The sequence below is a fragment of the Streptococcus cristatus genome (assembly GCF_019685515.1).
Lineage (GTDB): Bacteria > Bacillota > Bacilli > Lactobacillales > Streptococcaceae > Streptococcus.
In genome coordinates this window covers 1,493,775-1,507,994 of record NZ_JABFFN010000001.1, presented here as the reverse complement: position 1 = coordinate 1,507,994, position 14,220 = coordinate 1,493,775, and the positions used below count along the sequence as shown (strand labels likewise).

The following is a 14,220-nucleotide window of genomic DNA, read 5'->3' as shown; positions in this document are numbered from 1 at the left end:
ATAAGTCAGGAGGATTTAATGAAAGTTGATGAATTAATTGCCAAACTTGAGAAAAACGGTTTAGAAATCTACCGTAAGAATAATGAACAACAAATTTCTTTGTATTATTTGGATGATATCGTTGGTAATAAATTTTTAGAAATCCATTATAGTCAAGATGATGAAATTACAAGAGTAAAATTTCATACAGATACAGTCTTTCCAACATATTTAGAAGGTATCGAGGAAAACTCAGGTGATGACGATTATTCTATAACACGACAAGTAAGGGCTGAGAATTACAGTAATGAAGACATTATTATGATTGCAGTTGCTAGCTATGACGCAGTAGAGAAAAAGTATCAGTTGAAGTATAAAAAATAAAAGAGTCATTTCAATTTAAATGGTTGAATTAATACAAATTGGAAATCCAGAGGTTGCAACCCAGCCTCTGTTTTTCGGTAAAAAGGGATAGGACTTGAGTGGTTTGGGTTTTATCTCATCAATATGAAAGAAAGGAATTGAACCCGACCTAAATCGTGGTCTCGTTCCGTAATATTAATAGAAAGGAATAAGGGTGTTCGTAATTGAACTCGAGCGGAAAGCTTAGAAATTAGATAAACCTCCTAAGAAATCAGGATTTCTTGTCGGCTTCCTAAATTTCAGTCGCTTTCTGTTCGCTCTTAGTATCTTGTATGAACAATACTGAATTTTATGATCGTCTGGGGGTGTCAAAAAACGCTTCGGCAGACGAGATCAAAAAGGCTTATCGTAAGCTTTCGAAAAAATACCACCCAGATATCAACAAGGAACCTGGCGCTGAGGAAAAATACAAGGAAGTTCAAGAAGCCTATGAGACCTTGAGTGACGACCAAAAACGTGCAGCCTACGACCAATATGGTGCTGCAGGTGCCAACGGTGGCTTTGGTGGTGCTGGCGGTTTCGGTGGCTTTGACGGAGCAGGTGGCTTCGGTGGTTTTGAGGATATCTTCTCAAGTTTCTTTGGAGGAGGCGGTGCTTCGCGCAATCCAAACACCCCTCGTCAAGGGGATGACCTCCAGTATCGTGTGAACTTGACCTTTGAAGAAGCTATCTTCGGAACTGAAAAAGAAGTCAAGTACAACCGTGAAGCAAGCTGTCGTACATGTAATGGATCTGGTGCTAAGCCAGGGACAAGTCCAGTCACTTGTGGACGCTGTCATGGTGCTGGTGTCATTAACGTCGATACGCAGACTCCTCTTGGTATGATGCGTCGCCAAGTAACCTGTGATGTCTGTCATGGTCGTGGAAAAGAAATCAAAGACCCATGTACAACTTGTCACGGTACAGGTCATGAAAAACAAGCTCATAGCGTACATGTAAAGATCCCTGCTGGTGTGGAAACAGGCCAACAAATCCGCCTAGCGGGTCAAGGTGAAGCAGGATTTAACGGTGGACCTTATGGTGACTTGTATGTGGTGGTTTCAGTAGAAGCTAGTGATAAGTTTGAACGTGAAGGAACCACTATCTTCTACAATCTGAACCTCAACTTTGTCCAAGCAGCCCTTGGTGATACTGTGGAAATTCCAACCGTGCATGGTGATGTCGAATTGGTCATCCCGGAAGGAACTCAGACTGGCAAGAAATTCCGTCTACGTGGTAAGGGAGCACCGAGCCTTCGTGGCGGTGCCGTTGGTGACCAATACGTGACTGTCAATGTCGTAACTCCGACAGGTTTGAACGACCGCCAAAAAGCAGCGCTTAAAGAGTTCGCAGCTGCAGGTGACTTGAAAGTCAATCCAAAGAAAAAAGGCTTCTTTGACCATATAAAAGATGCCTTTGAAGGAGAATAAAACAAAAAGAGCCGATGGGCTCTTTTTTTGTTATCATTAAAAATTTAGTGTCAAAAAATCATTTTCCAGTTAGTCTACTATTTGTACTTTTGAGTGAGCAAGCCAGCCTCATCCATCTCCTGAATGAGTTGCTTGATTTCCGCTTCTTTGCCAGGTTTCACAGTGAGAGTATCGATATGTTTGATCGCCGAATTATCCTGAATATCCACTAAAGTCAAAGCTTTTTCATAGAATGCAATTCCCTTTTTAAGATTTTCCTGATCATCCCAAAAGAGAATTGAGTAATTAGGGTTAAATGTCTTTCCGATTTCTTGGAAATACTTCTCACTTTCCTTTTCTAAAAATTGTATTAAACCATGATTGAACAAGTTGTCTCCTACCTTATAGCATGAAATATCCCCTGCCTGTAGGACATAGACTTCGAGTCGGTTTTTGGTAAGTTTTGGACTTTCTTTTAGGACGGGGTGACTATTGATAACCTCATCTGAGAAAGTAACATAAAAATTTAAGCCTCCACCCTCAAATTGATACCTTCCATCTGATTCTACTTTCTCGGGAGGGAGGTCAAGGGAGATAAAGATTTGTTTTAAGGCTTCATTCCCCTCACGGATGTCACTCGGTGAAGCCTTGAAAAGATTGGCCACTAGTAGAAATGCCAAGGCTACAAGAAGGCAGAGGCAGCCGCAAGGGATCGCGATGATCTTCGCTAGAACTTTTACAAACTGTTTCATTTTCATTCCTCTTCTTTGTTTGGACTTGACAACCCAAAATGGATTTAAGGAAAGTTGTTGGCTCTTTTTACTTATCCTCAAGCTCCTGTGTTTCTTTTATCACAGCTAGTCTGGTTTGGAAATCTTTTTCTAAAACTTTGAACTTGTAAGTCAAGTCTTTTTGGTATTCCTTGATAAGGGCTTTTTGTTGGTCGATGATTTGCAGGCTGTTTTGAATGACATCTAAATTCTCCTTCATAGCTTCGACACGGTAGCTAGTATCCATCAACTCCTCTGTGATGGCTTGGCGATGTTTTACGACAAAATAACTTCCAGCTGCAGCACCTGCAAATAGCAATAGATTGGATAGTTTCATGGCAACTCCTTAGGCATTTCTAATGGTTTCAGCGACTTGGGCAAGTTTGTCAAAGTCTGGTTCGTGGGCGATAAAGTCAATCTTGAGGTCGTCTTCTGCACTGTAGCGAGGTACGAGGTGCACGTGAGTATGAACGACCGTTTGACCAGCAATTTCCTCGCAGTTGGCAATGATATTCATGCCGACAGCTTTGGTAGCCTTCATGACTTTTTGAGCCACTGTTGGCACTTGTGCAAAGAGTTGGCTAGCGCTGGCGGCATCCATCTCCAAAAGATTGCGATAGTGCTCTTTTGGTACAATGAGGGTGTGTCCAGGTGTTACTTGAGAGATATCAAGAAAGGCAAGAACTTGCTCATCCTCGTATACTTTTGAAGCAGGAATCTCTCCTGCGATGATCTTACAAAAAATGCAATCTGACATAAAATCCACCTCTACTGTATTGAATTTTGATATAATATAGCTACATTATACCAGATTCGGAGAAAATATGTTAGAAATTAAAAGCCTGACAGGAGGCTATGTTCACGTCCCTGTCTTGAAAGATGTGTCCTTTACAGTTGAAAGTGGGCAGTTGGTTGGTCTGATTGGCCTTAACGGTGCTGGGAAATCAACGACAATCAATGAAATTATCGGTCTTTTGACACCTTATAGTGGGGAAATTAAGATTAATGGCCTAACTCTGCGAAAAGATGCGACCAACTACCGCAAACAGATTGGCTACATCCCAGAAACGCCTAGCTTGTATGAGGAATTGACCCTCAGAGAGCATATTGAAACGGTGGCTATGGCTTACGGTATTGATCAGAATATAGCTTTTGAGCGAGTAGAACCTTTGTTAAAAATGTTCCGTCTGGACCAGAAATTGGACTGGTTCCCTGTTTATTTTTCAAAAGGGATGAAGCAGAAGGTCATGATTATCTGTGCTTTTGTGGTGGATCCAAGTCTTTTCATCGTGGACGAGCCTTTCCTTGGTCTCGATCCGCTTGCGATTGCGGACCTGATTCAGCTTCTGGAAGTAGAAAAGCAAAAAGGCAAATCCATTCTCATGAGTACCCACGTGCTGGACTCTGCGGAAAAGATGTGTGATGCCTTTGTTATCCTCCACAAGGGAGAGGTGCGGGCTCAGGGCAACCTCCAGCAACTCCGCGAGGCCTTTGACATGCCTGAAGCGAGTTTGAATGATATTTACTTGGCTCTGACCAAAGAGGAGGAGCTATGAAAGACTTGTTTTTAAAGCGAAAGCAGGCTTTTCGTAAGGAGTGTGTCGGTTATCTGCGTTATGTTCTCAATGACCACTTTGTCTTGTTCCTGTTAGTTCTTATCGGTTTTCTAGCCTACCAGTACAGTCAACTCTTGCAAGATTTTCCTGAAAATCATTGGCCCATCCTCTTGTTTTTGGGAATTGTATCTGCCTTGCTTTTGGCTTGGGGAGGAATCGCGACCTACATGGAAGTGTCTGACAAGCTCTTTCTCTTAGTCAGTGAAGAGGAGGTCAAGTTGTACCTCAAAGGACAGACGTCGCGTTCATTGGTTTTCTGGATAATTGTTCAAACCCTCTTTTTACTCTTATTTGCACCCTTGTTTTTAGCCATGGGCTATGGCTTGTCAGTCTTTCTTGCCTATGTGCTTTTATTAGGAGCTGGGAAATACCTCCTCTTTCGTCAAAAAGCCAGCAAATTTTTCACAGAGACTGGGCTTGACTGGGACTATGTGATCTTCCAAGAAAGCAAGCGCAAGCAAATTTTGCTTCGTTTCTTTGCTCTCTTTACTCAGGTTAAGGGCGTTTCAAATAGTGTCAAACGTCGCGCTTATCTGGATTTCATCCTTAGAACAGTTCAGAAAGTGCCGAGCAAGATTTGGCAAAACCTCTATCTCCGTTCTTACTTGCGAAATGGAGACCTCTTTGCCCTCAGTTTCAGGCTTCTCTTGCTTTCCTTGTTAGCTTTGCTCTTTATCGAGCAAGTTTGGATCGCAACGGCAGTGGTGGTTCTATTTAATTACCTTATGCTTTTCCAGTTATTGGCTCTCTATCGTGCTTTTGACTACCAGTACTTGACCCAGCTCTTTCCTTTAGAAAAGGGTGAAAAAGAGAAAGGACTACAGGCAGTTATCCGAGGATTGACAGGTTTTGTTTTAATGGTTCAACTGATAGTTGGTTTGATTACCCTCCAAGAAAAACTAGCCCTTCTAGCCCTGCTTGGAGCTGGACTGGTTTTACAAGTCTTGTATTTGCCTTATCAGGTAAAACGTCAGATGCAGGATTAATCTTACTTATAGGACACTAAAAAAGAAGTTGAGTTCTGTCTCAGCTTCTTTTATTTTCTACAAGATAATAGTTGGTCCGTAGAGACTTAGCTTGGTTTTGACTTGGTCAAAGTGGAAACGGTCATAGGCCCGCCAAGCGGCGCGAGTAGGAGCATCTGGATTGAGAGCGCTAAGACCCAGGAGAAGACTGGAAGTCTGGTAAAATTTTTCCAGCTCAATCAAGAATCGATTATCCACTGTCTCAGTTTTAGAGAGAAAGTCAAGGATATTGTTCAGCTGCTCCTGAAAGCGGACATCGTCAGCTGTTGCCTGTTTGCAGACTTGGTAGGCTTTGTTTAACTCAGTTATCAGTTTCTGAGCTCTTTTGATTGGGTCTGTATCTGTCATGAGAATGCCTCCTTTGTGCTGGTTTTAAAGTTGTTTCAAGTGATTGTCTTTCTATAATCATAGTCTATCACTTTTAACTCTTTTTCTACTTTCAAATCTTTAATTGTCATTGAAATTTCCTGAATGGTAATTGCAGGATTTTATGATAAAATGATTGTAAGGTTATCATAGCTATTTTGCGAATGATTCGACACTTTAGGAATTTTTGAGAACAGTTTAGGATTTGGTGAAAAATAGTTTCTAGACTTATGCTATCCTCTTTTTAGGAGGTTTTATCCATGAACTACATTATCATCCAAAAAGAGAAAGAAATTTTCAAATTAAACATAGAGGATATCTACTATATCCAAACGCATCCAAGCAAAGCCCATACCGTGCAGATTGTTACAGAAAACGCTAGCTTTGATCTATTTCAAAATTTAAGCAATCTTGAGAAACAATATGGAGAAACCTTGACGAGATGTCATCGAAATTGTCTGGTTAACCTTGAACGGCTAAAATCCATGGATATCCAAAGAAAGACTCTTTTTCTTGGAGAAGAAGGTCGATATGCTGTTCAGTATGCCAGACGTCGCTATAGAGATATTCGCCAAAGATGGTTGAAACAAGGAGAGTAAGAAGATGAGAATATTTGTTTTAGAAGATGATTTCTCCCAACAAGCTAGGATTGAAACGACGATTGAGAAACTCTTGAAAGAACATCATATCATTCCCAGCTCTTTTGAAGTCTTTGGCAAGCCAGACCAACTTCTGGCAGAGATGCATGAGAAGGGAGCACATCAGCTATTCTTTTTGGACATTGAGATTCGAAATGAGGAGATGAAAGGCCTAGAAGTGGCAAGAAAGATTCGGGATCGAGATCCTTATGCCCTGATCGTCTTTGTGACGACTCACTCGGAGTTTATGCCCCTGTCCTTTCGCTACCAAGTGTCTGCTTTGGACTACATTGATAAGTCCTTGTCGGCAGAGGAGTTTGAGTCTCGTATCGAGACAGCTCTTCTCTATGCCGATAGTCAAGACAGCAAAAGCCTGGCGGAAGATTGCTTTTATTTTAAATCAAAATTTGCTCAATTCCAGTATCCTTTTAAAGAGGTTTACTATCTCGAAACGTCTCCTAGAGCCCATCGTGTTATTCTCTATACCAAGACGGATAGACTGGAATTTACGGCGAGCCTAGAGGAGGTTCTCAAGCAGGAGCCTCGTCTCTTGCAGTGTCATCGTTCTTTTCTCATCAATCCTGCAAATGTGGTGCATTTGGATAAGAAAGAAAAACTGCTTTTCTTTCCCAATGGTGGAAGTTGTCTAATCGCGCGTTATAAGGTTAGGGAAGTTTCTGAGGCTATCAATAATTTGCATTGAGCTAGGAGAATTTATGAATATTGCTTGGATATTATTGTATACACTTATTACTAATGGGCTAGAAATTGTCATTTTCTTTAAGGTAGATGGAATTGATCTTACTTTCGAGAGGATTTTTAAGGCCTTTCTTCTGAAATTTCTCCTAGGGGCCATTTTTGCGACTTTTCAATTTTTAGCTGTGAGTGAATATTTGTCATATTTTATAGAACCTTTGTTTGGCATAGGGTTATCTTTCTTATTGTTAAGAGGGCTTCCTAAAAAACTCCTTTTCTTTTATGGTCTCTTTCCAATGATATTGGTGAATCTCTTTTATAGAGGTGTTTCTTATTTTGTTCTTCCATTTTTGGGACAAGGGCAAGTATATGACAGTTATTCATTTATTTGGTTATGTATAATGATTTTCAATTTCTTCATTTCTCTAGTCTTTTTGAAATGGTTGGACTATGATTTTACTAGTTTGAGAAGGGAGATTCTAGATAAAGGTTTTCAAAAGTCCTTGACTAAAATTAACTGGATAATGGGAACCTACTATCTAGTTATGGAAACTCTGTCTTTCTTTGAATATGAACAAAGCATTCAATCAAAGACTGTTCGCCATCTGATCCTAGTGTTTTACATGCTCTTTTTTATGGGGGTTATCAAGAAGCTGGATACCTATTTGAAGGAAAAACTTCAGGAGAAACTGAACCAAGAACAGGCCCTGCGCTATAGAGATATGGAACGGTATAGTCGGCATATAGAGGAGCTTTATAAGGAAGTTCGGAGCTTTCGTCATGATTATGCCAACCTCTTGACCAGCTTAAGCCTAGGCATTGAAGAGGAGGATATGGAGCAGATAAAAGAGATCTACGACTCCGTCTTGAAGGATTCTAGTGAAAAATTGCAGTACAACAAATATGACCTTGGTAGATTGGTGAATATTCGGGATCGTGCCCTCAAAAGTCTCCTCGCAGGAAAATTTATAAAAGCCAGAGAAAAGGATATTGTCTTTAATGTCGAAGTTCCTGAGGAGATTCAAGTTGAGGGGATGAGTCTACTTGATTTTCTAACCATTGTGTCTATCCTTTGTGACAATGCTATTGAAGCTAGTGAAGAGGCCAGTCAACCTCATGTTTCAATCGCCCTTTTTAAAAATGGGGCACAGGAGACCTTTATCATTGAAAACTCCATCAAAGAAGAGGACATAGATGTTTCTGAAATCTTCTCTTTTGGAGTTAGTTCTAAAGGGGAGGAGAGAGGAGTTGGTCTTTATACCGTTGTGAAGATAGTGGAAAGTTATCCCAATGCTAGTCTCAATACTATCTGTCAAGATCAAGTCTTTCGTCAGATACTTACTATGATGTATACAGAATGATGAAAATAAGACCGAGAGTTCTTGTATCTCGATCTTATTTTTTTATAGTTGTATTGGCTGATGAAGTCCTTGTGTGATGTTATGAGAATATCTATTAACGCTATATAAGAAATTTTCCCACCATCCTCCACCTGTAATCTGGTTGAGTTCAGTAGTTGTTAGTTCTTGAAATGAAGTTAGGTTTTGATTCTTATCCATGTTATGATTCTCCTTTTTGATAAGATAATAAATAGTTCTAGAGTGTTATCTGAAAATTAATCAGAATGTGTTAAAATTTTATCTTTGAAATAATCAAAATATGTTTTCTTTGCAGTTACACTAGTGACTCGACCTTGTAGGCCATATTGGATGAGTTTACTGTTCTCACCAGATAGTTTTGCAAGAGCGGTTAATTTAAAGAGATTTCCTTGCTCTGTTCTGGTAGGGGTTTGATCAATGCTCTGAAGTTGGCCGATGATGGTAATGCCGTGATTTCCAATCTTCTCAAGCTTTAATCTTACAGTTTGTCCTTTATCTAGTAAGGGGAGATAGTCAGATGATACGTAGTAAGTGATTAGTACTTCTCTTGTATCTGTGATGAGAGGAAATATTTGAGCAATTTCTGTACCAGTTGGAATTCTATTTTTACCTTCAAATTCGCTGTTCAGATGAACGATACCTTTACTTGGAGCGGTTAAGGTATTGTTTTCCAAGCGCTGTGTCGCTTGATCTAGTTGTACTTTTAATTCTGTTAATTGATTCTCCACGGTTAGTTGTTGCTGAGAAGCTGTTTGTAAAAACTGAGTGCGGAGTACTTCAATTTTGGTTTCTAAACTATTATCATAAGTTGCTACACTTCCGATACCAGCTTGCTGAATTTTGAGGCTTGCGATAGATGATTCAAGATTTGCAATACTTTGATTGATTTGAGATAAAAATGGCTCCTCTTCAGTTCCCTGTGTTTGTCCTTGTGAGGCTACAAGATAACGATTCAAAATTGACTGGTGTGGATTGCTGGTTGGTAAGCGTGCCCTTTTGTTTATGATAGCATCTCTCAGCTCCTGATATTCTCCAATTTGTTGTTGCACTTTTGTAATTTCTTGTTCGATGGCTGATGAACTGCTATTGGCAAGATTAGCTTGATTTGAAACCTCAGTGTTAGTCTTTGTGATACCCAGTTCAATATCATGGGATTGTTTAGTAAAATTCATAAAGGTATTATGGTAGCCAAACTCATCCTCGCCAGAAAAAAGATCAGTCGCTTTTTCTAAGCTTTGTTTCAAAATTCCAAGTCCTTCTTTTTGCTTCTCAAGTCTTTGTAATTGAGTTTCTAAGGCAGTTTTCTGACTTTCTTCCATTGTTTCAGAGTATTTGATGAGTAAGTCTCCTTTTTCAACTACTTGATTTGCCACTAAATGATTAGCAAGGATAGGATTGTCACTTGTTGACTGAATGGATGCAATGACACTTGTAGGGGTGATTTCTCCTTGGGAAGTAACAGTAATTTCTTTTGTGGCAACAAGGGAGAAAATCAAGATGAAAGTAAACAGTAATGAAAGTGGTATGATTAATACTGTCGCATAATTATGGTAACGTCTCTGATAAAACTCGACGCTTCTAAAAAGATTAGGATTCATAACATTCTCCTTATTTATTGAACAGATGATGGTAGAAGCCTTGCGCCTGTATTAACTCTTTATGACTCCCAACTTCAATGATTTTACCCTGGTCAAGAACAATGACACGGTTGGTTCGTTCGGCTATACTGAGACGATGGGCTACAAAAAGAATGGTTTTATCAGTTAGAGACATAAGATTATCTATAACCTTTTTCTCGGTCAAGACATCAAGACCGCTAGTAGCTTCATCTAGTATTAAAACAGGAGCTTTAGTTAGGAGAGCACGAGCGAGAGCGATTCGTTGCTTTTGTCCTCCTGATAAACCAGCTCCATCAGAGAGCTGAGTTTGATAGCCCATAGGCATTCTTTCAATGTCTTGACGGATTTCAGCTAATTCACAAGCTTTTAGAATATCTTCTTGGCTAATCATATTATTACCGCCCAATGTTAAGTTTTCCAAGATAGATCCATTAAAGATATAGGCTTGTTGGGGCAGGTAATTAATATGACGTCGCAAGATTTTTTTATCAATGTTTTTAATATCCTGATGATTGATGGAAATATGTCCTTTGTAAGGTTCAAAGAAATTGACAATCATTTTGGCTAAAGTTGTTTTACCAGAACCACTAACTCCAACTAGGCTAACCTTATCTCCTTGTTTAATCGTGAGATTAATATCCGTTAAGGTATCTCGCCCAAAACCATACTTATAAGAAAGATCATCAAATTCAATATCGCCCATCAAAAAATGTGAATGAACAGAGCTTTCTTGAACTTGAAACTCAGATTCAACTAGATAGACTTCGTTCAAACGGTTATTAGCGACCTTCGCAGATTGGAGTTTGGTTTGGAGGTTGATAATATTTTCCATAGGAGTTGTAAAGTAAGAAAGAAGTGTGTTAAAGGTAATCAGCTGACCGATAGAAATTTTACTAGACATAACTAATTGAGCCCCAAACCATAGGATGAGTATATTAAGAACTAACTTTGTTCCTTGTTTTAAATTAGTTTGTAAAATAGAATATTTAGTAAGTTTAAAGGATTTTTCCAAATAATCTACAAATTCACTGTCTATATTTTGATAGCGATTTTCTTCACTCGTGAGCGACTTTATAGTTTCAATCCCGTTGATATCTTCGATAATGGCAGAACTAACCATAGAATTACTTTGCATGACATCATGGTTCATTTTTTCAAAAGGCTTCATAAAAGAAAAGATGATGAACATGTATATAGGAATGGAAATAAGAGAAAGAAGGAAGAGATTAGGGTTTTGTGCCAGTAAGACACCTCCTACAAGAATCAGAATGGAAACATCAAGAAAAAGAGAGAGAATGGTAGAAGCCAAGGCATCTATAATAGAGTTAGCATCTGTGAACCGTGAAATGATTTCCCCTGTACGACGTGTCGTAAAGAAAGACATAGGAAGTTCAAAGATATGGCGAATATAGGCCAAAATCACATCAATACTTAATCTCTGACTCAGAACAGTTAGGAGATAATCTCTGGAGAAGCTCATGGCTTGTTGGAGGATATAGGTGATAATTAGACCAATTGAGATAATTCCTAAAGTTGATTTCATCTGATTTGGGATGTATTCATCTAAGATTCCTTGGAGATAATAAGAACCACCGATATTGATAATAGTGACTAATAAGCTTGAGAGAACAATGTAAGCAATGAGAGATTTTTGTTTGAAAATCAGAGGTAGGAAGCTCAGTAGACCATTCTTTTTATCTTTATGGGGTTGATAGCTGGGTTTGGGAGCTAGAAAAATAGCTACTCCAGTCCATTCAGAGAAAAAGCGTTCTTTTGACATTTTGGTGATTTTTACAGAAGGATCAGGATCACCAATAATCAGATAGTCTTTCTTTGTTTGATAGACAACATAGTAATGTTGGAGTTTTCCTTCTTTGTTAACGTGAACAATAAATGGATAGGGGACATCACTCATGTCAAAGAGAGTTTTATCTGCTTGAACAGGTCTTGTTTCAAAACCCATTTCATTTGCGGCTTTTACAATGCCAAGAGCAGTCGTCCCTTCTTTGTTGGTCTTTGCAAGTTCTCTCAAGTGAGCTAGAGAAAAATCTGAACCATAGAATTTGGCAATCGAGGCTAAGGCAGCGACACCACAGTCTCTAGCATCTATTTGAGGAACAAATGTACGTTTATAAGAAGTCATTGGCAAATCCTTTCATATAAAATATGAATTTATTATACCATGATACTAAGTTCATATTTTATAAAATCTTGAATTGTCATTGAAACTTCCTGAATGGTAAAAAAGTGATTAGAAATTATCTTTTTTTAAAAAATTTAGAGGTGGTTTCAAATAAAAAGCTAATTCAAGACGTTTCGATGACAATTCAAGATTTGGGTGAGAAATTAAAAAAAACAATGTTATACTAAACTTGTCAAAGTTGCAACAAGACAAAGTACTAAACTATATGGAGGTATTTATTGTGATTTTACAATCTTCTGTATCCTTAAAAATTCTTGATGAGGATACACTTTCTGATATAGAAGGCGGAATTGCTTGGTGGCTTGGTCCAGCAGGAGCTTTTGCTTATGGGATATTAGCTGGTTATACTGATGAGAAATGTATGATTGATAATGGAAACCACTGGTATTGTATTAAGATGCCATAGAATAAGGAGTAAAACAATGAAATATATAAAGGTATTAACAGATTCAAATTTAGAAAGAATACAAGGAGGAGATTTGAGAGACTATTATGGATGGGGAGAAAAATAGGAAGATATTTAGCCCATCGTCATCCGAATTCGGTTACTCTTCCAATGTGTTATGAATATGGTCCTGCTTATCCGGCACCTGTTTTACCATGTAGAAAGTAGGAAAATAGAATGGAAAAAATTACTATTATGGAATTATCGGAACTAGAATTAATTTATGGTGGTGATGGATATGGTTCAATATTTCACCCTGACACTTGGTGGAGATATATTGAATATGCTTTAACTCACCCGGGAAAAGGAGGGAATCTCCCTTTATGTGAAAACTATCCACCTGCGTATCCAGGAAAAGTTTTACCACAATGTTAAATTTTTATAAAACTAGATAGTTGAAAACACCTCAGGTTAAAGAAAAAGTCTTATTATACTGTGTTTAGGTAAATTCGAACGATAGGTAAAGTTATCTGAGGAACTACTCTAGAAAAGAAGGAAATTCTAAACTTAGATTCGATCATATAGTCTCAAATATCCTAAGTATTGAAATTAGCCGGTTTCTGGTGCTTTATAGTAAGTGGAGGAGTTTGTTAGTTTCAAACTTTGCTCGTAATGATTTGAAAAATTCCAATTTTCTTGCAGAAATTCACAAAAATTTAGATTGTCTACGTTTGGAATATCAGTAAAATGTATTTATAGAGAAAAAATTTTTTGAAATTTAAGTTTTTAGTTACTTCGATTAGAGAGAGGATGTATTTATGACCATTTTTAATAAATGTCATGCCGTGTTTGTTGGATTTTTAGCCTTTATAATAGTTACTACAGTAGGTTATACCATCAATCAAGGAGATTTTTTTCAAAACGAGCACATATTTATTATCGCAAATACTTTCTTGATTTCACTGAGTTTTGCCTATGCGAAATGGTTTGATATGGTTTCGCTAAGAAGATTAACGAAAAAAGAAGTTCTACTTTTTATTGGAAGCTTTCTTCTTTGCGTGCTAGTAAATATAGGTTATCATAATTTTTTTACAGTTTCTTCTGGTGCAGGATATCAACACCTTGAGGATGCTAGTACAGGAATTTCCTTATCCTTTATTGCAAGCGCGACAGTTTTTGGGCCTATTATGGAGGAATTTGTTTTCAGAGGAATCCTTCAAGGTGCGGTTTTTGAAAATTCTTGGTTGGGTCTTATACTGACTGCCTCTCTCTTCTCTTTCCTGCATGCACCTTATGATTTTCCTTCTTTTATTTATTATCTATTTGGAGGTTTCATGCTGGGCTTTGCTTATAAAAAGAGTCAAAATCTATCGGTGGCTATTTTAGTTCATATCTGTTATAACTGTTTATCATTCTTGTAGTAAATGTAAGTAACCAATATGACATAATATTGGACAAAAAATCTTAAAAAATAGGGAAATGGATACTATTACTGTTTAGGTTAACAATATTAAATGATGTCACAATTTGAGATTATGGATAATGAAATGCTTGCGAAAGTTGAAGGAGGTTTCGGAGGTTGGGGAGATATGATTTCTGGTTTATTGGGTGGGCTAGCACCTTCTCCAACTTTGGATCAATTAAATGGTAAGTGGCCTATTATACATTTTTCAAAACCATGTGGTCCATATGGTATAGGGGGAACTCCAAACTCATGTAATGGTATTTAAAAA

18 protein-coding genes are annotated in these 14,220 nt (G+C 38.2%); 11 read left to right on the top strand and 7 right to left on the bottom strand.

The genetic code is table 11. From position 1 onward, the window contains the following. Window positions 1-18: 18 nt before the first annotated feature. Window positions 19-363, top strand: a complete 345-nt coding sequence (locus FOA33_RS07420; protein WP_049477992.1) for a VOC family protein — start codon at window positions 19-21, stop codon at window positions 361-363. A gap of 311 nt (window positions 364-674) precedes the next feature. Then, a complete protein-coding gene (dnaJ, locus tag FOA33_RS07415; RefSeq protein WP_221161148.1) occupies window positions 675-1,811 on the top strand; it encodes a molecular chaperone DnaJ in 1,137 nt (378 codons plus the stop codon). 77 nt (window positions 1,812-1,888) lie between these two features. Here the strand turns inward: dnaJ and FOA33_RS07410 are convergent, their stop codons facing one another. The 3 genes from FOA33_RS07410 to FOA33_RS07400 all read right to left on the bottom strand — a co-directional run bounded on the left by FOA33_RS07410 (window position 1,889) and on the right by FOA33_RS07400 (window position 3,317). After that, window positions 1,889-2,542, bottom strand: coding sequence for a hypothetical protein (locus FOA33_RS07410; protein ID WP_259664487.1), 654 nt, complete (start codon window positions 2,540-2,542; stop codon window positions 1,889-1,891). 67 nt (window positions 2,543-2,609) lie between these two features. Next, a complete protein-coding gene (locus FOA33_RS07405) occupies window positions 2,610-2,897 on the bottom strand; it encodes a hypothetical protein (protein ID WP_221161146.1) in 288 nt (95 codons plus the stop codon). 9 nt (window positions 2,898-2,906) lie between these two features. Beyond that, a complete protein-coding gene (locus FOA33_RS07400) occupies window positions 2,907-3,317 on the bottom strand; it encodes an HIT family protein (protein WP_221161145.1) in 411 nt (136 codons plus the stop codon). Window positions 3,318-3,384: 67 nt separating this feature from the next. Between FOA33_RS07400 and FOA33_RS07395 the strand changes: the two genes are divergently transcribed. Further along, window positions 3,385-4,116, top strand: a complete 732-nt coding sequence (locus tag FOA33_RS07395; RefSeq protein WP_221161144.1) for an ABC transporter ATP-binding protein — start codon at window positions 3,385-3,387, stop codon at window positions 4,114-4,116. Next, window positions 4,113-5,162, top strand: coding sequence for an ABC transporter permease (locus FOA33_RS07390; protein ID WP_221161143.1), 1,050 nt, complete (start codon window positions 4,113-4,115; stop codon window positions 5,160-5,162). The genes FOA33_RS07395 and FOA33_RS07390 overlap by 4 nt, the downstream gene beginning before the upstream one ends. 57 nt (window positions 5,163-5,219) lie before the next feature. Here FOA33_RS07390 and FOA33_RS07385 read toward each other — a convergent pair whose 3' ends face one another. Further along, complete coding sequence (locus tag FOA33_RS07385; RefSeq protein ID WP_221161142.1) at window positions 5,220-5,549, bottom strand: helicase BlpT; 330 nt, start codon at window positions 5,547-5,549, stop codon at window positions 5,220-5,222. Between the two features lie 278 nt (window positions 5,550-5,827). On the opposite strand from FOA33_RS07385, the gene FOA33_RS07380 reads away from it, so the two are divergent. From FOA33_RS07380 to FOA33_RS07370, 3 genes are read left to right on the top strand one after another with little or no spacing between them, the layout of a single operon-like run. Beyond that, window positions 5,828-6,166 carry a LytTR family DNA-binding domain-containing protein gene (locus FOA33_RS07380; RefSeq protein ID WP_001106571.1) on the top strand — a complete coding sequence of 113 codons (339 nt, stop codon included), beginning with the start codon at window positions 5,828-5,830 and terminating at the stop codon, window positions 6,164-6,166. Between the two features lie 4 nt (window positions 6,167-6,170). Continuing rightward, window positions 6,171-6,908 (top strand): response regulator transcription factor, encoded by a 738-nt coding sequence (locus FOA33_RS07375; protein WP_070800389.1) that lies wholly within the window; start codon window positions 6,171-6,173, stop codon window positions 6,906-6,908. 13 nt (window positions 6,909-6,921) lie between these two features. Next, complete coding sequence (locus FOA33_RS07370; RefSeq protein ID WP_221161141.1) at window positions 6,922-8,262, top strand: sensor histidine kinase; 1,341 nt, start codon at window positions 6,922-6,924, stop codon at window positions 8,260-8,262. Window positions 8,263-8,304: 42 nt separating this feature from the next. Here FOA33_RS07370 and blpC read toward each other — a convergent pair whose 3' ends face one another. Genes blpC through blpA form a run of 3 tightly spaced genes read right to left on the bottom strand, consistent with a single transcriptional unit; the run spans window position 8,305 to window position 12,042 of the window. Further along, entirely contained in the window at window positions 8,305-8,460 is a 156-nt protein-coding gene (blpC, locus tag FOA33_RS07365; protein WP_000360258.1) for a quorum-sensing system pheromone BlpC, read from the bottom strand. A gap of 56 nt (window positions 8,461-8,516) precedes the next feature. After that, window positions 8,517-9,878, bottom strand: coding sequence for a peptide export ABC transport accessory protein BlpB (gene blpB / locus FOA33_RS07360; RefSeq protein ID WP_221161140.1), 1,362 nt, complete (start codon window positions 9,876-9,878; stop codon window positions 8,517-8,519). A 10-nt stretch (window positions 9,879-9,888) separates the two neighbouring features. Then, on the bottom strand, window positions 9,889-12,042 hold the full coding sequence (blpA, locus tag FOA33_RS07355) for a peptide cleavage/export ABC transporter BlpA (RefSeq protein WP_221161139.1): 2,154 nt from the start codon (window positions 12,040-12,042) through the stop codon (window positions 9,889-9,891). 280 nt (window positions 12,043-12,322) lie between these two features. On the opposite strand from blpA, the gene FOA33_RS07350 reads away from it, so the two are divergent. The 4 genes from FOA33_RS07350 to FOA33_RS07335 all read left to right on the top strand — a co-directional run bounded on the left by FOA33_RS07350 (window position 12,323) and on the right by FOA33_RS07335 (window position 14,217). Further along, on the top strand, window positions 12,323-12,508 hold the full coding sequence (locus tag FOA33_RS07350; protein WP_221161138.1) for a hypothetical protein: 186 nt from the start codon (window positions 12,323-12,325) through the stop codon (window positions 12,506-12,508). Window positions 12,509-12,724: 216 nt separating this feature from the next. Further along, window positions 12,725-12,922 carry a hypothetical protein gene (locus tag FOA33_RS07345; RefSeq protein ID WP_221161137.1) on the top strand — a complete coding sequence of 66 codons (198 nt, stop codon included), beginning with the start codon at window positions 12,725-12,727 and terminating at the stop codon, window positions 12,920-12,922. A 383-nt stretch (window positions 12,923-13,305) separates the two neighbouring features. After that, the gene (locus FOA33_RS07340; RefSeq protein ID WP_221161136.1) at window positions 13,306-13,908 is read left to right on the top strand and encodes a CPBP family intramembrane glutamic endopeptidase; all 603 of its coding nucleotides are present in this window, start codon (window positions 13,306-13,308) and stop codon (window positions 13,906-13,908) included. 93 nt (window positions 13,909-14,001) lie between these two features. Beyond that, window positions 14,002-14,217: a bacteriocin class II family protein gene (locus FOA33_RS07335; protein WP_221161135.1), complete on the top strand. Its 216-nt coding sequence runs from the start codon at window positions 14,002-14,004 to the stop codon at window positions 14,215-14,217. Window positions 14,218-14,220 lie beyond the last annotated feature (3 nt).

Excerpts from the sequence above, each read along its gene's own strand:
- FOA33_RS07420 (WP_049477992.1), top strand. The coding sequence starts at position 19 with ATGAAAGTTGATGAATTAATTGCCAAACTTGAGAAAAACGGTTTAGAA.
- dnaJ (WP_221161148.1), top strand. The coding sequence starts at position 675 with ATGAACAATACTGAATTTTATGATCGTCTGGGGGTGTCAAAAAACGCT.
- FOA33_RS07410 (WP_259664487.1), bottom strand. The coding sequence starts at position 2,542 with ATGAAACAGTTTGTAAAAGTTCTAGCGAAGATCATCGCGATCCCTTGC.
- FOA33_RS07405 (WP_221161146.1), bottom strand. The coding sequence starts at position 2,897 with ATGAAACTATCCAATCTATTGCTATTTGCAGGTGCTGCAGCTGGAAGT.
- FOA33_RS07400 (WP_221161145.1), bottom strand. The coding sequence starts at position 3,317 with ATGTCAGATTGCATTTTTTGTAAGATCATCGCAGGAGAGATTCCTGCT.
- FOA33_RS07395 (WP_221161144.1), top strand. The coding sequence starts at position 3,385 with ATGTTAGAAATTAAAAGCCTGACAGGAGGCTATGTTCACGTCCCTGTC.
- FOA33_RS07390 (WP_221161143.1), top strand. The coding sequence starts at position 4,113 with ATGAAAGACTTGTTTTTAAAGCGAAAGCAGGCTTTTCGTAAGGAGTGT.
- FOA33_RS07385 (WP_221161142.1), bottom strand. The coding sequence starts at position 5,549 with ATGACAGATACAGACCCAATCAAAAGAGCTCAGAAACTGATAACTGAG.
- FOA33_RS07380 (WP_001106571.1), top strand. The coding sequence starts at position 5,828 with ATGAACTACATTATCATCCAAAAAGAGAAAGAAATTTTCAAATTAAAC.
- FOA33_RS07375 (WP_070800389.1), top strand. The coding sequence starts at position 6,171 with ATGAGAATATTTGTTTTAGAAGATGATTTCTCCCAACAAGCTAGGATT.
- FOA33_RS07370 (WP_221161141.1), top strand. The coding sequence starts at position 6,922 with ATGAATATTGCTTGGATATTATTGTATACACTTATTACTAATGGGCTA.
- blpC (WP_000360258.1), bottom strand. The coding sequence starts at position 8,460 with ATGGATAAGAATCAAAACCTAACTTCATTTCAAGAACTAACAACTACT.
- blpB (WP_221161140.1), bottom strand. The coding sequence starts at position 9,878 with ATGAATCCTAATCTTTTTAGAAGCGTCGAGTTTTATCAGAGACGTTAC.
- blpA (WP_221161139.1), bottom strand. The coding sequence starts at position 12,042 with ATGACTTCTTATAAACGTACATTTGTTCCTCAAATAGATGCTAGAGAC.
- FOA33_RS07345 (WP_221161137.1), top strand. The coding sequence starts at position 12,725 with ATGGAAAAAATTACTATTATGGAATTATCGGAACTAGAATTAATTTAT.
- FOA33_RS07340 (WP_221161136.1), top strand. The coding sequence starts at position 13,306 with ATGACCATTTTTAATAAATGTCATGCCGTGTTTGTTGGATTTTTAGCC.
- FOA33_RS07335 (WP_221161135.1), top strand. The coding sequence starts at position 14,002 with ATGATGTCACAATTTGAGATTATGGATAATGAAATGCTTGCGAAAGTT.